This window comes from Drancourtella sp. An12, assembly GCF_002160935.1.
Lineage (GTDB): Bacteria > Bacillota > Clostridia > Lachnospirales > Lachnospiraceae > Sellimonas > Sellimonas catena.
Map to the genome: position 1 here is coordinate 244,308 of NZ_NFLO01000003.1, position 15,775 is coordinate 260,082.

Consider the following 15,775-nt stretch of genomic DNA (forward strand, 5'->3'; position numbering starts at 1 on the left):
AAAAGAGAGCGTGGCAGCATTGGTGTCTTTCGTCCTTCCTGCCACGCCTTTCGCTTAAAGCTCTTTCTTTTTATTTTTTAGTATGCACGTCCGTCGATGATTTCCTGTGTAATCGGTGTAACTGCATATTCCTGTTCTTCATCCATACTGTTTACAGCTGTTACACTTGCGACGGTATCATCATGTGTAAAGATTTCTTCATCTACATAGTTGAGTTTTTCAACATCTTCGCCTGCTTCCAGTTTCTCAATAAGTTCCTGAGCACGCGGACCGTGAAGCGGGTTACATTCTACATCACATACGATTTTTCCATCCAGAGTATCTGTCAGGCCCTGTCTTGTTGTATCGAAAGAGATCACAAGGATTTCTCCGTTCTTGATATCTGTTCCGACTTTCTTTCCTGCTGCTTCGATCGCGTCGATTGCTCCAAATGCTTCGTTGTCGTTCTCACAGTAAACAACATTGATATTGTCGTGCTGTTTCAACAGGGATTCCATAACTTCCTGTCCTTTTGCCTGTGTGAATTCGCCGCACTGCTGAGCCAGAAGATTCCATCCGTATTTCTCAACGCCTTCTTCCAGTCCCTGTGTACGTCCGATCTGAGCTGTAGATCCGATTGTTCCCTGAATATCTACAATATTAAGCTCGCTTGCATCCCATCCTTTTGCAGTTGCGTATGCATTGAGCCATTCTGCTGCTTTCCGTCCTTCGCAGAGTGCATCGGTTCCGATCCATGTTGTATATAAGCTGTCATCGGATACATCTACCATACGGTCAATGATGATAACCGGGATCTTTGCATTCTTTGCTTCCTGAAGTACGGTATCCCATCCTGTTTCAGTTACAGGAGCTAAAAGAATATAATCTACTTCCTGATTGATAAAGTTACGAATTGCTGTAATCTGGTTGTCCTGTTTCTGCTGCGCATCATCAAAGATCAGCTTGTATCCGTTCTCTTCTGTAAATGTCTCTTTCATGGATTCTGAGTTTGCTGTACGCCAGTCAGATTCAGCGCCGACCTGTGAAAATCCGACTGTAATTAAATCAGAACCGCTGTCGCTTCCGCCGCCGTCGCTGCTTCCACCGTCACCGCTGCCGCCGCTTCCGCCGCATCCAACTACCAGTGTTGCTGCCATTGCCATGCATACAAATGCTGCCAGTACTTTCTTTTTCATCCTAAATTCCTCCTTTTAGTTGTCGAGATTTCGATCTCTTGTTCATCCTGTACTCATCATAAAGGAATGTAACTTTTTTTGAAACAGACGATCATTCTCAGAAAGTAGTAAATTTTTTGATTTTTTATTTCCTGTTTGATTTTTTACGAAAAAGGTTCGATTTTTTTTGCTGCAATGACAACTGTTGCCGTTGTTCCCTGATTTTCCTCGCTTTCAAACCAGAGACCGTATTCTTTTCCGTAATACTGACGGATCCGCTGATTGACATTCGCAAGACCAAATCCGCTGTCTTTTCTGTCAAACCGCTCTTCTTTTTCCATCTTGTTTCTCAAATACATTAATGTTCCGGCATCCATTCCTTTTCCATTGTCAATCACCTGAAAGACGAGTGTTTCTCTTTCTTTTTTCCCGGTGATACAGATTTTCCCTTTTCCTCTTTTATTTTTAATTCCATGGTAGAGTGCATTTTCCACCAGTGGCTGCAAAGTCAGTTTTGGAATTTTATATTCATAAATTTCAGGCTGAATACTGACTTCGTACTCCAGAATATCCTCATACCTGAACTGCTGGATCTTCAGATAACTTTTTATGTGTGACTCCTCTTCTTTCACCGTAATAAAATCCCGTCCGGCACTCAGGGTTGTCCTGAAAAATTCTGAAAGGGAGGTCACCATGGACACCACTTCAGCCGTCTTTTTTTCTTCCGCAAGCCATACAATCGCATCCAGTGTATTGTACAGAAAATGCGGGTTGATCTGAGCCTGAAGAAGCTTGATTTCCGTAATCCTCAAATTGACCTGCTGCTTTTTGATATCATCTACAAGCACGCCGATTTCTTTTGTCATATCATTGAAACTCTCCGTCAGCACAGCAATCTCATCATCGGACTGGATTTTCGTATTGACGGTAAAATCACCTTCCGCAACCCTGCTTGTCTGTTTACAGAGCTTCTGAATCGGTCCGATTACATTTTTCGATGCCGCTCCGGTAAACAGCCAGGATACTATTGCCGTAATAACAGAGATCAGAATACTGATCTTTAATGTCCGCGTGTTCTGCTCATCCAGCTGCGCCCGTACATTGTCAAAATTCATTGTCTCAGCGTAAATATAGTCCTGGATCCCTTCCTGGATCAGGCTTGTCAGGTTTCGGATATTATCGTCGAGGTACGCCATATTGGCATCGTAAGACACCTTTTTTTCAATATTGCTTTCCAAAGTGGCAATATAACTCCGCAAATATTTCAGGCTGCTTTTCAGCATGCTGATCTGGTTTCTATTACTGTCCACCGTTGCCATATCTGCGAGATCATCGCAGGCATTCATCATTTTCTGAATATATTTATAGGGATTAACCGTCTTGATTCCATTGACAGTCGTCTCCTCATTTTCCAGATCTTTTACACTTTTATTCCCGATCACTGCCAGATACATGCTGTAATCGATCCGCTCTTTAAATTCTTTAACATACTTGTTGGCATAGGAAACACTTCTTGTGATTCCAGAATAAGCATGTGTGGCTCTTCCGAGGGATACCAGGAGTACAACCACAAGACAAATCATCGGAAAAATGGCGGTAACCGAAATCAGCCGAAGTCTCTTTTTCAGCGACAGTCTGAAATGCCGTTTCATATCTGCGCCTTCCTTCTCTGCCTGTATTCCTTCGGGGAACATCCCTGGGTTTTCTTGAAAATATAACTGAAATAGTGCGGGTCTTTATATCCGACCTCATAGCCGATCTCCGATGTCTTCAGGGATGAGCACATCAGCATCTCTTTCGCCTTTTCCATTCGTACTTCCGTAAGATATTCCACAAATGTTTTTCCGGATTCTTTGCTGAATACCGAGCTGAAGTAGCTCGGGCTCATATTGACACTTGCTGATACCGTATTCAGTGAAACTTCTTCCGACATATAATTTTCCTCAATATAGTGTTTGGCCGCACGGATAATATCCGAATACTGCCGGCCGCCTGCCTGATCCCGAAGAGAAAGGATGCACCAGACATAGTCATAGATCAGCTGTTTGATCTTTTCCACAGGTGCCGTCTCGGAAATTGCACACTTTAATCTTTCAGACTTTTCCTTCAGCTTTTCCCGCGAGAGATTCATTTTCTCACTGAATGCTGCTGTTATCACATAAAAATCCATCGCAATGTACTGCCGCATCAGAATAGAATTCATATTTGACGCAGGTATGGATTCAAAATAAGTCTGAAGGAAACTTCCAAGCTCTTCCTGTGTACCATTTCTCAGATACTTTTCCAGCATGCCGCGGTTTCTCTCCATGCTTCCAAGATCTGTAATTCCTTCCAGCCCGCTGTTTCTCCTTGTCTGATCTTCTTTTCTCAGAATCTGATCCGGCTCCTCCACAAATCTTCTTGAAAACGCATATTCCGCCGTCCGGAATGAAGTCTGAAGCTCCCGCATCCGCTGTACCTGCCGGCCTATTCCGCCGAAATACTCCAGCCCCGGATACCGGCTCATGGTTTCTTTCAGCTTCGCAGTCAGTATTTCTTCCTTCTGTGTGAGTTCTTCCATGTCTTCCCCGGTCAACAGAAACGCCCAGCCCTCAATTCCTCTCTGGAACCGGCAGATCCCGGGCATATGATCGGCAGCCGTTTCAATATTGTTAAACGCATCCACAATACCGGAGCTCTCATCCTCCTGCCTGTCGTCTGTCCAGATTTTAAACAACAAAAAATTGTACATGCCCGCAGTCAGATTCAGCCGGTACTGGGACGCCTGCCGGATTGCATCTCCTACAGACATGGTTCCGTTCAGAAGAACATTCAGAAACTTTTCCTTCTCATGTTCCATATTTTCCTGCATTTCTTTTTGATACTGTATCAGGAGTGCCTTTTCTTCTTTTTCCTGTTCTATTTTTCTCCGGACATCGTCCAGAGCCTCCAGAAGGCGCGTGGATGAGACCGGCTTCAGCAGATAATCTGTAATTCCGATCCGGATCGCCTCTTTCGCATACTCAAATTCATCATATCCGCTTAAAATCAGGATTTTTGTCTCCGGAAGTTCTTTTCTGATAAGACGGCTTAATTCCAGCCCGTCCATAAAAGGCATCTTTATATCCGTCAGTACAATATCCGGTTTTTCACGCAAAATCATTGGAAGCGCCAGTTCTCCATCACTCGCTTCTCCTGCGAACTGATATCCTTCTTTTTCCCATTCTATACTGTTTTTGATTCCTCTACGGATAATCATTTCATCCTCTACCAGAAAAATTTTTATCATTTGCCGCGCTCATCTCCTTTATATGGCTTTTTTATCATACACCACTTTCTTGTTATTCTCCACAAAAATTTTAATATTTTTTCTTGTTTTTTGTAGAATGCAACAAAAAAAATACAGGCCGAATACAAAGATACGGCCTGTATTTTCTATTCTTCCTTATTTACGATATGCTGCTGCATTCCATCTGAGTTCATTTTTCAGATTCCGGATATTGGTGTCTTTATCGATATAAACCGCCTCAATACCCATTGCATCCGCCCAGTCTCCCATCTGTTCCGCGGTAATGTCATAGGAGAATGCCGTGTGGTGCGCTCCTCCACAGAGGATCCATGCCTCTGCGCCGGTCTGCAGATTTGGTTCCGGTGTCCAGAACGCGGTTGCAACCGGAAGTTTCGGCATCGGTTTTTCCGTTTTTTTACAATTGACATTGTTGATAATCAGGCGGAACCTGTCTCCAAGATCAATGAGAGAAGTTGCAATCGCCGGACCTTCCTTTGCCGTGAATACGAGACGTGCCGGATCTTCTCTGTCACCCATGCTGAGCGGCTGCACTTTGATACTGATCGGACCGTCCGCAATGGTCGGGCAGACCTCCAGCATATGAGCCTGAAGAATGCCTTCTTTTCCAGGAACCAGATTGTAGGTATAATCTTCCATAAAGGAAGTTCCCTTTGCGTCTTTCATTCCTTCCGTCATGATTTTCATAATCCGAAGCATGGCTGCAGTCTTCCAGTCTCCTTCTGCGCCAAATCCGTAACCTTTTTCCATCAGTCTCTGGATTGCAAGCCCCGGAAGTTGCTTTAAACTTCCAAGATCACCAAAATGAGTCACAATTGCCTGATAGTTCTTCTCTTCCAGGAACCGTTCAAATCCAATTTCGATCTGTGCCTGTACGGCAACATGTTTCCGGAATTCTTCCGGATCTCTTCCTTCCAGAAGAATATCATATTTATCATAATATTCCTCTAACAGAGAACTTACTTCTCCTTCTTTTACATCTTCGACCGCTTCCGCGATTTCGTTAACCGGATAAGCATCTACTTCCCATCCAAATTTAATCTGTGCCTCTACCTTGTCTCCATCCGTTACGGCTACATTTCTCATATTATCGGCCACCCTCATGACACGTACATGGCTGCTTTCGATCACACCCACAGCTGTACGCATCCAGGATGCAATTTTTTCCTGTACCTGTCTGTCAGACCAGTGTCCCACAACAATTTTTCTCTCGATTCCCATCCTGGTAAAGATATGGCCGAACTCACGGCCTCCATGTGCAGACTGGTTTTCGTTCATGAAATCCATATCAATGGTATCATATGGAATTTCCTGATTGAACTGAGTGTGCAGGTGAAGAAGCGGCTTCCTGTATTCCTGAAGTCCTAGAATCCAGGATTTTGCCGGTGAGAACGTATGCATCCACGTGATGACACCTGCACATTCCTCATCTGTGTTTGCCTCATTAAAGGTCTTTCTGATCAGCTCGTTTGTGATCAGCGTCGGTTTCCAGACAATCTCATACGGAAGAACTCCGGATGCATTCAGCGCCTCCACGATCTTCTGCGCATGCTCTGCCACATGAGCCAGACACTCGTCTCCGTAAAGATCCTGCGATCCTGTACAGAACCAGAACTTGTAGTTTTTCTGCTTTAACATTGTTTTCTCCTCCTGTTATATTGATTTATTATATATGTGTAATCACTTTCACGGAATTTCGCATAACCAGATCCGGCATAAGCTCCACCGTCTCAATGTCTCCGATTCCCTGTATCTTATCAATCATCATCTCAGCCGCAATCTTTCCAAGCTCCTGCACCGGATTATCGGCCGACGTAAACGGGATCTCACAGAATCTCGAAAGATCGGAATTGTCAATTCCCACAATGGAAAGATCATCCGGTATCCGGATTCCCTGATCCATACAGATACCAACCAGCTTGTTTGCGACCTCATCGTTATAGCAGACACAGGCCGTGCAGCCCTTGATCCGCTTCAGAATTCTACTGCAGTCGTCCCGCATCTCCGCGATCTCATCCGAGTCGATCCATACAACCTGCTTTCCTTTGACCTTGATATCCGCATCCATCAGCGCATCCACATATCCCGCATACCTCTGGTGCCCCTGACCATCGTCCGCCTTGAAAATCCCCGCTATATTGATATGCCCGCAGTCAAGAAGATGCTGCGTCACCATCCGCCCGGCCGCTCTGTCATTCAGGCTCACATGCGCAATATCAAGCTCCGGATAAAAACTGTTAATAAACAAAATCGGAACACCCATCCGCTCCAGCTCCTTGTATAGCTTCAGATTCGGATTCGGAATCCCGCTCTTTGTTGTCTCCGCAATCAGCCCGTCGATTGATCTCTCCCGAATAAAATCCTTCAGAATCATCCGCTCCTTCTCAATCGCATTATTAGACACGGCAAGCTGAAGAAAATATCCCTCATCCGACAATACCCGTTCAATCTCCTTTACAATCAACGGAAAAATATAGACATCCACATAGGTCGTCATCACCGCAATCCTCATGGAACGCTGTCTTTTCTGCTTTCCGATCTCAATATATGTCCCGCTTCCTCGGACACTCCGCACAATCTGTTCCTCCTCCAGCACTGAAAGCGCCTTCCTGATCGTCTGACGACTCACACCAAACCTCACCTGCAGCGTATTCTCGGACGGAAGCTTATCCCCCTGCTTCAGCCTGCCCTCACGCAGCTCTCCTCTGATCCACGCAACCACTTCTTCGTACTTCTTCTGCATTCCAAATCCTCTCTTTCATTATACTACCACTATAACCCATTCACCTGTACAATACAAGTTGGAGTATTATCCAAACATGTCACGCACAATTTATACAAAATCCAAGATTTGTACTATTGAAATCTCCTGTTTTCAGTACAAATTTGTCAAAGGGGACGTGTTCCGGATCATCGGAACACGTCCCCAAAAATATGTACAAGATCTTTTTCGCCATTCAGGACTGCTTCCATGAGCTGATCCCCTTCATAACGAAGTTTCAGAGAGAAAAACGGTGCATCTTTTTGAATCAGGTCAAAGAAAATCCTATCTCCTTCCCAGAGATTCAGGCGGGAAATCTCGTCTTTTGGAACCCACTTCAGTACGCCTTCGTCACAATCCCGGATCTGCCCTCTAAATCCGTCTATCGTGTAAAGACAGATGTATTCCGGATCCTGTTTATCACAGATAAAGGTTAAAATTCCCCGGAATTTCATGGATGTCACGGTCAGGCCGGTCTCTTCTTCTGTCTCCCTCTTCATACAGTCTTCCGGGCTTTCTCCGTATTCAAATTTTCCTCCTATCCCGATCCATTTGCCTTCATTTACGTCCTGCTCCTTTTTTACGCGGTGAAGCATGAGATAGGCATCCTCTTTTTCGATATATCCCAGTGTTGTCATCTGTACTTTCGGCATGTCGTTCTTTTTGTCCTTCTTTCTTTTTTACCGATAGTATAGCACGTCTATTTCAGATGGTCTACTGCCGCTCGTTCAATCGGGAACCCTTCTTTGTACCGTTCAATAAAGGTATTAAAACCTGCCACATCTTCCGGATCCGCCTGCATCTCAATTCCTGTTTCTCCTGCAAATACTTTTTCTGCCAGGAAATCTGCCAGATTTTCATCTTCCTCACGATGCGCCATATAGGATGCGAGCAGGGCAATTCCCCAGGCTCCGCCTTCTCCCGCGGTTTCCATAACGGAAACCGGTGTGTCAATTGCTCCGGCCAGAATACTCTGACCGACTCCTTTTGTCTTGAAAAGTCCGCCATGTCCCAGAATCCGGTCAAGTTCTACATGCTCTTCTTTAAGCATGATGTCCATTCCGACTTTCAATGCTCCAAGAGAGGTGTAAAGATGTACTCTCATGAAGTTTGCGAGATTAAAGCTGCTCTGAGGTGTCCGGACAAATAGCGGGCGCCCTTCTTCAAAGTTTGTAATATGTTCTCCTGAGAAATAATTGTATGCGAGAAGTCCTCCGCAGTCTTTGTTCCCTTCCATTGCTTTGCGATACAGGGTTCCATAGAGATCATCCATGCCAATTTCCATTCCAAAAGTCTCTGCGAACTCTTTAAATACAGATACCCATGCATTCAGGTCAGAAGTACAGTTGTTGCAGTGTACCATTCCCACCGGATCTCCGGACGGGGTGGTCACAAGATCAATCTCCGGATATACTTTGGAAAGTTCTTTTTCCAGTACTACCATGGCAAAAACGGAGGTTCCTGCCGATACATTTCCTGTCCTTGGCGCTACACTGTTTGTTGCCACCATTCCCGTGCCGGCATCTCCTTCCGGCGGGCAGAGCGGTACTCCTGCCTTCAGGTTCCCCGACGGATCCAGCAGCTTTGCCCCCTCTTCTGTCAGAGCGCCTGCATCCTCGCCTGCCAGCAGTACATCCGGAAGAATTCCGCTTAATTTCCACGGATATCCTTTCTCCGCAACAAGGGCATCAAATGTGTCGATCATTCCTTTATGAAACTGCTTTTCTTTGACATCAATCGGGAACATGCCAGACGCTTCCCCGACTCCAAGTACTTTTTTACCGGTCAGTTTCCAGTGAACATATCCTGCAAGCGTTGTAAAAAACGCTACGTCTTTTACATGTTCTTCCCCGTTTAAAACCGCCTGGTAAAGGTGGGCGATGCTCCATCTTTGAGGAATGTGGTACCGGAACAGCTCCGTCAGCTTTTCCGATGCATCCGCTGTGATTGTGTTTCTCCAGGTGCGGAACGGCACGAGAAGTTCCCCTTCTTTATCAAATGCCATATATCCATGCATCATACCGCTGAATCCGATTGCAGCAAGATTTGTGATCTTTGTTCCGTATTTTTCTGATACGTCCTGCGTCATGCTCCGGTAACTGTCCTGCAGTCCTGTCCAGATATCCTCCAGCGTATAGGTCCAGATCCCATGATCATAACGGTTTTCCCAGTCGTGGCTCCCGGATGCCACCGGTTCATTTTTTTCATTAATCAGAATCGCCTTGATCCGTGTCGATCCAAATTCGATTCCAAGCACCGCCTTTCCGTCTTCAATCATCTGTTTTGTATTTTGAGCATCGAATGCCATATGCCTTTCCTCCTTCAAGAATCACTTCCATTTTGTACTATTATATCATTCCGAATTCTCCCCAGCAATGAAACTTGTGCATCCTGCCCAAATTCGGATAAATGCCGAAAAAAGAGACAGGAGGTTTTCAAGTTGTACTGAAAAACTCCTGTCTTACTCTTTCGTCTATTTCTGCCGGACTAAGGTTCTTTCAGTGATGCAATTCCCCGCATCAGAATTCTGACATCATCCAGAATATAATCAAAGGCTCCTGCTTTGTACAGATTTAGAATAATCATTCCGATCGGAACTGCCAGAATCATGCCAAGCAGACTCCCTACCCGGTATCCGACATATAAAAGAATCAACGTAAGAAGCGGACTGAGTCCGATGCTGTCACCGACCAGTTTTGGCTGTATGATCTGTCTCACCAGCTGTGTAATTCCATAAATGATCAAAAGTGCTATCGCTATTTTAATATCCATTACAAAAAACTTATATACAGCCCACGGGATCAGAGCGGTTCCGGTTCCGAAAAACGGAAGGAAATCCAGAAAGGCGATTAAAATCGCAAGTAAGAAAGCATAATCCACACCAAGAATCAGAAAGCCGCACAATAGAATCAGTCCTACAACCGCCATAATTTTAAACTGCGCTTTAAAATAACCTCCGACCGCATACTTCAGATTGTACATAACCATTGACATTCTTGCTTCAATCGCTTTGGGTGCCACTTTTTTACTCCACTGTATGATTTCCTCCCTCTGGGCTGTAAAAAAGTAAGCCGATACAAGTGCTACAATAACAGACACAAGAATCCCCGGAATCCGTTTGACTACATTTCCCGTCGCTTCCACCGCCGGGTTTCCTATCCCTGCGATCACACCGCCTACTCTTTCATCCATATTCTGAATCAGACTGTTCCAGCCGTTTTGAATATTCTCGGGCAGCATCCTGTAAACTCCCTGAAACCGTTCTCCAATCTCCCGAAATCCCGCTTCCAGATCTTGATAAAGATCCGGAGCATTGTTAAGCGCCATCTGTATTTCCCGGGCCAGCTTTACGATTCCCAGATATCCGAGTCCTGCCACAATAGCGATCACCAGAATGATAATCAGGGCAGATCCCAGTTTTTTCTTGATCTTCACTCTGCTCTCCAGCCACCCCACAAGCGGATACGCCAGATACGCAATAAACCACCCGATAACAAATGGCATGAAAAATCCGATTGCCCGTACACCGATCACAATAAACAAGATCGTCCCCAGAAGACTGAAAAAAAGACTTGCGGCAACTTTCCAGTACGGCCTTTTATCTGTTTTCATTCCATCTGCGTCTTCCTGCATCCTACTCCTCCTTACTGTCAGCCCCGAACATTCTGGTCTCGGCAAACTCCCAGATTTCCTCTCTCCCCTGCTTTGTTTTTGCGGAAAATGGAATCACCTTTGTGCCGCTTACCAGATTCAGCCCTTCTCTGATCACCTTGAGCTGTTTTGACAGCTGACTTTTCTTGATTTTATCAAGCTTCGTAGCAATAATTACCGGTTCATATCCCTGATGTAAAATCCAGTCATACATCATTTTATCATTTTTTGACGGTTCGTGCCGGATATCAATCAGAAGGAACACCGCCTTAAGCATGGCAGACTGATGCAGATAGCGCTCAATCATCTTTCCCCACGCTTCCTTTTCTTTCTCGGAAACCTTGGCGTATCCATATCCCGGAAGGTCAACCAGATACATTTCCCCATTGATATTATAAAAATTAATCGTCTGTGTTTTTCCGGGCGTAGCCGAAATCCGGGCCAGAGACTTCCGGTTCATCAAAGCATTGATCAGGGAGGATTTCCCTACATTGGATTTGCCTGCAAATGCAATCTCCGGCTTGTCATTGACCGGAAGTTTACTGGTAATTCCACACACTGTCTCCAGAGCAACCTCTTTAATTACCATTGTTCTCCCTCCTGTTCTATTTTTTCTGCAAGTGCCGTATTTAGTACTTCTTCCATCCGTGAAACGAACCGGATCTCCAGTCCTTTTGTGATTTCCCTGGAAATTTCTTCCACATCCGCCTGATTTTCAGCCGGTACAAGCACACAACGCACGCCTGCGTTTTTCGCTGCCAGCAGTTTTTCTTTTAATCCTCCAATCGGAAGCACCCTTCCGCGAAGCGTAATTTCTCCGGTCATCGCCACATCCGCACGGACTTTTTTCCCGGTCACCGCGGAAAGGATCGCCGTGGCCATCGTAATGCCCGCAGATGGTCCATCCTTCGGCACTGCCCCTTCCGGAATATGTACATGAATGTCATGCTTCTCAAAAAAGTCTTCTTCGATTCCACAGCGGCCGCTGATGGAACGGATATAACTGATTCCGGCCTGCGCAGACTCTTTCATGACGTCACCCATCTGTCCTGTCAGCAGGAGATTCCCCTTTCCAGAAAGAACATTGACCTCAATCTGAAGTGTGTCCCCTCCGACACTTGTCCATGCAAGACCTGTCACAATTCCCACCTCATCCTGGCTGTTTGCCATATGATAGTGGTATTTTTCTTTTCCAAGATACTGTCCCAGATTCCGTTCCGTGATACGTACCCGCTTTTTTCCCGACTCCAGAATCTCCTTGGCCGCCTTTCTGCAAAGCTCCCCAATGGTTCGCTCCAAGGTACGGACACCGGCCTCTTTCGTGTAATTGCGGATGATTTTCCACAATGCTCCATCCGAAATACTGAGAAGTCCACCTTCCAGCCCGTGACGCTCCAGCTGTTTCTTCATCAGATGCTCTTTCGCAATGTGCATCTTTTCATTTTCCGTATAGCTGGAGACCGAAATCACTTCCATTCTGTCAAGAAGCGGTCTTGGAATCGTCTGAAGGGTGTTGGCGGTTGTCACAAAGACAACTTCCGAGAGATCCAGCGGTACTTCCAGATAATGATCCCGGAATTTTTTATTCTGTTCCGAATCCAGAACCTCCAGAAGCGCGGAAAAGGTATCCCCTTTATTATAATCAGTGCTCACCTTGTCAATCTCGTCCAAAAGCATCACGGGATTTTTGACCCCCGCTTTCCGAAGCCCATCCGCGATTCTTCCCGGCATCGCTCCTACATAGGTCTTTCTGTGTCCCCGGATCTCCGCCTCATCTCTGACACCTCCGAGAGAGATTCTTACATAAGGCTTTTTCATGGACTCCGCAAGGGATTTCGCAATGGATGTTTTTCCAGTTCCCGGAGGTCCCACAAGACACAAAATAGAAGATCCGCTGCGTTTTGTCAGTTCTCTGACCGCCAGATATTCAAGCACCCGTTCTTTGACTTCTTTCAGACCATAATGCTCTGCCTCAAGAATCTCCTTGGCATGTTTCATATCGGTATATTCCTCCGCCCTTTTATCCCAGGGCATCTCCAGCATTGTCTCAAGATAGGTACGGATGACTCCTGCCTCGGTCGGGTTGTTTACTGTATTTTTAAACCGGCGTATTTCTTTTGCCACTTTCTCGTGTACTTCCTCCGGAGCCTGCATTTTCTTTTCTGCTTTTTCGAATTCTTCCGCGTCGGACAATGTTCCGTCCTCTCCCAGCTCTTCACGGATATATTTTAACTGTTCTCTCAGAATGTATTCCCGCTGGCCTTTGTCGATCCGCTCTCTGACTTTCTTTTCAATTTCTGCGGTAATATCTGCCGCCCGTGTATCTTCCTCGATCCTGGCTACAAGCGTATAGTAGCGTTCCAGAAGATCATCTTCATCCAGCAGTTTCTGAAGTACAACGGAATCCAGTCCGATCCCTGCCGCCGCTTCTCCTGCCATTTCATAGACATCATCAAGCTTCAGGATATCCCGGATCACTCCTTCCGGAACACGCCGTGTCTTTTTTACATAAATCTTCAGGGCATCTGTCAGAATTTTTTTCATTCCCTCCAGAGATACCCCTTCCGGAAGGTCCGGACGCTTTTCCTGACAAATGGAAATATCTGCCTCCCAGTATCCTTCCACCTCACGCATCTCTCTTAACACTGCCCTCTTTTCACCGTAAACCATCACTCTGAGACCCTTTTGAGGCACCCGTACAACCTGCCGGACTTCCGCCAGCACACCGGTACGGCATAGTTCCTCTTTCTGCGGCTCTTCAGTTTTATCTTCTTTCTGTCTGATCAGGAACACCTTCTGTCCTGCAAGCATTGCCTGCTGAACACTTTCCATGGATTTGATCCTGACAACATCAAAATGTACTGCCATACCCGGGAAGACGGTCAGGCCCCGGATCGGCACCATTGGTATATGATTGATCTGTTCTGTCATTAATTCCTCCGTATTTTACAAAAGGTGCAGGTATAATTACCTGCACCTCTCTCATTCTGTCTATTATGCACTTTCAGATTCACGTTCTTCATGCTCGGTCTTTGGCAGGCTCTTTCCCTCAACAGCATCTTTGGTAATGATGCATGTTTTCAGCGTCTCATCCGATGGAGCCCTGTACATGATGTCCATCATGACGTTTTCCATTATCGCTCTTAATCCTCTGGCTCCGGTATTTCTTGCAATCGAACGGTCCGCAATCGCCTCAAGCGCATCTTTATCAAACTGCAGGCTGACTCCGTCGAGTTCCATCAGTTTCTGATACTGCTTCACAATCGAGCTCTTTGGCTCTGTCAAAATCTGAATCAGTGCCTCTCTGTCAAGAGATTCCAGTGCGACAATCACCGGAACACGTCCGACGAATTCCGGAATAAGGCCGAATTTAACAAGATCCTGCGGCAGTACCTGATTTAACAGTCTGTCCAGATTGTCTTCATGATTGGTTGCAATTTCCGCATTAAATCCTATGGATTTCTGGTCGATTCTCTTTTCGATGATCTTGTCAATCCCCTCAAACGCTCCGCCGCAAATGAAAAGGATATTGGACGTATCAATCTGATACAGCTCCTGATGCGGATGTTTTCTTCCGCCCTGCGGAGGCACGGATGCAATCGTACCTTCAATGATTTTCAGAAGCGCCTGCTGTACCCCTTCTCCTGATACATCTCTTGTAATGGATGGATTTTCGGATTTTCTTGTAATCTTGTCAATCTCATCGATATAAATAATTCCGTATTCTGCTCTTTCTATATCACCGTCAGCAGCCTGAATAATCTTCAAAAGAATGTTTTCCACATCTTCTCCGACATATCCCGCTTCTGTCAGCGTCGTGGCATCCGCAATCGCAAACGGCACATTCAGCACTTTTGCAAGCGTCTGTGCAAGAAGCGTCTTTCCGCTTCCGGTCGGTCCAAGCATAAGAATATTGCTTTTCTGCAGTTCCACTCCCAGATCTTTTTCCGCCTTAATCCGTTTATAATGATTATATACAGCAACGGAAAGAACCTTTTTTGCTTCCTCCTGACCAATGACATAGTCATCCAGAAAGCTTTTTATTTCCTCCGGCTTCAAGAGATTAATCTCTCCAAGCCCGTTGTCTTCGTTCTCATATTCGAATTCTTCCTCTATAATTTCGGCACAGATCTCGATACATTCATCACAGATGTAAGCACCGTTTGGTCCCGCAATCAGCTTGCGCACCTGTGACTGTGTCTTATTACAGAAGGAACATCTTACCACATCTTCTTTTAAAGCCATTCTCACACCTCATTTATATACTTTCCGCATTGTATTATGAAACACGGAAAGGGGATGCCCCAAGCACATGGGACAGCCCCTTGTTTCCCCTTTACCGGCTCGTGATGACCTCATCAATTAAACCGTATTCTTTTGCTTCCTCAGCAGACATGAAATTGTCACGATCCGTATCACGGCTGATCGTTTCCAGTGTCTGCCCGGTATTCGCTGCCAGAATTTCATTCAATTTCCGGCGGGTTTTCAGAATATGCTCTGCAGCAATCTGTATCTCTGATGCCTGACCCTGTGCACCACCTGATGGCTGATGAATCATGATCTCAGCGTTCGGAAGCGCAAGACGCTTCCCTTTTTTCCCTCCGGAGAGAAGGAAAGATCCCATACTTGCAGCCATTCCAATACAGATCGTAGACACATCACACTTGATGTACTGCATCGTATCATAAATTGCCAGACCTGCCGTCACAGAACCGCCCGGACTGTTGATGTATAAATTGATATCCTTTCCCGGATCCTCTGCTTCCAGGAACAGGAGCTGTGCAACAATCACACTCGCTGAAGCATCATTTACCTCACCGTCCAGAAAAATGATTCTGTCTTTTAAAAGTCTTGAGTAGATGTCGTATGAACGCTCTCCACGGCTTGTCTGCTCAATGACATAAGGTACTAAACTCATGCAAT

At 45.7% G+C, this 15,775-nt stretch carries 12 protein-coding genes; all 12 read right to left on the bottom strand.

From position 1 onward, the window contains the following. Nucleotides 1-77 precede the first annotated feature (77 nt). Nucleotides 78-1,175, bottom strand: coding sequence for an ABC transporter substrate-binding protein (locus B5E64_RS05235; RefSeq protein ID WP_182466579.1), 1,098 nt, complete (start codon nt 1,173-1,175; stop codon nt 78-80). A gap of 143 nt (nt 1,176-1,318) precedes the next feature. Further along, nucleotides 1,319-2,806, bottom strand: a complete 1,488-nt coding sequence (locus B5E64_RS05240) for a sensor histidine kinase (RefSeq protein ID WP_087167467.1) — start codon at nt 2,804-2,806, stop codon at nt 1,319-1,321. Beyond that, on the bottom strand, nt 2,803-4,422 hold the full coding sequence (locus B5E64_RS05245) for a response regulator (protein ID WP_087167468.1): 1,620 nt from the start codon (nt 4,420-4,422) through the stop codon (nt 2,803-2,805). Before B5E64_RS05245 ends, B5E64_RS05240 begins: the two co-directional genes overlap by 4 nt. A gap of 156 nt (nt 4,423-4,578) precedes the next feature. After that, nucleotides 4,579-6,078 carry an L-arabinose isomerase gene (gene araA / locus B5E64_RS05250; protein ID WP_087167469.1) on the bottom strand — a complete coding sequence of 500 codons (1,500 nt, stop codon included), beginning with the start codon at nt 6,076-6,078 and terminating at the stop codon, nt 4,579-4,581. Between the two features lie 28 nt (nt 6,079-6,106). Then, complete coding sequence (locus tag B5E64_RS05255) at nt 6,107-7,183, bottom strand: GntR family transcriptional regulator (RefSeq protein WP_087167470.1); 1,077 nt, start codon at nt 7,181-7,183, stop codon at nt 6,107-6,109. A gap of 167 nt (nt 7,184-7,350) precedes the next feature. Then, the gene (locus tag B5E64_RS05260; RefSeq protein WP_087167471.1) at nt 7,351-7,854 is read right to left on the bottom strand and encodes an 8-oxo-dGTP diphosphatase; all 504 of its coding nucleotides are present in this window, start codon (nt 7,852-7,854) and stop codon (nt 7,351-7,353) included. 47 nt (nt 7,855-7,901) lie between these two features. After that, nucleotides 7,902-9,509, bottom strand: coding sequence for an FGGY-family carbohydrate kinase (locus B5E64_RS05265; protein WP_087167472.1), 1,608 nt, complete (start codon nt 9,507-9,509; stop codon nt 7,902-7,904). 179 nt (nt 9,510-9,688) lie between these two features. Then, the gene (ytvI, locus tag B5E64_RS05270; RefSeq protein WP_242959064.1) at nt 9,689-10,834 is read right to left on the bottom strand and encodes a sporulation integral membrane protein YtvI; all 1,146 of its coding nucleotides are present in this window, start codon (nt 10,832-10,834) and stop codon (nt 9,689-9,691) included. 1 nt (nt 10,835) lies between these two features. Continuing rightward, nucleotides 10,836-11,441, bottom strand: coding sequence for a ribosome biogenesis GTP-binding protein YihA/YsxC (gene yihA, locus B5E64_RS05275; protein ID WP_087167473.1), 606 nt, complete (start codon nt 11,439-11,441; stop codon nt 10,836-10,838). Further along, complete coding sequence (gene lon / locus B5E64_RS05280) at nt 11,435-13,783, bottom strand: endopeptidase La (RefSeq protein ID WP_087167474.1); 2,349 nt, start codon at nt 13,781-13,783, stop codon at nt 11,435-11,437. Before lon ends, yihA begins: the two co-directional genes overlap by 7 nt. A gap of 63 nt (nt 13,784-13,846) precedes the next feature. Beyond that, on the bottom strand, nt 13,847-15,097 hold the full coding sequence (gene clpX, locus B5E64_RS05285; RefSeq protein WP_087167475.1) for an ATP-dependent Clp protease ATP-binding subunit ClpX: 1,251 nt from the start codon (nt 15,095-15,097) through the stop codon (nt 13,847-13,849). A 91-nt stretch (nt 15,098-15,188) separates the two neighbouring features. Continuing rightward, nucleotides 15,189-15,770, bottom strand: coding sequence for an ATP-dependent Clp endopeptidase proteolytic subunit ClpP (clpP, locus tag B5E64_RS05290; protein WP_087167476.1), 582 nt, complete (start codon nt 15,768-15,770; stop codon nt 15,189-15,191). Nucleotides 15,771-15,775: the final 5 nt, after the last annotated feature.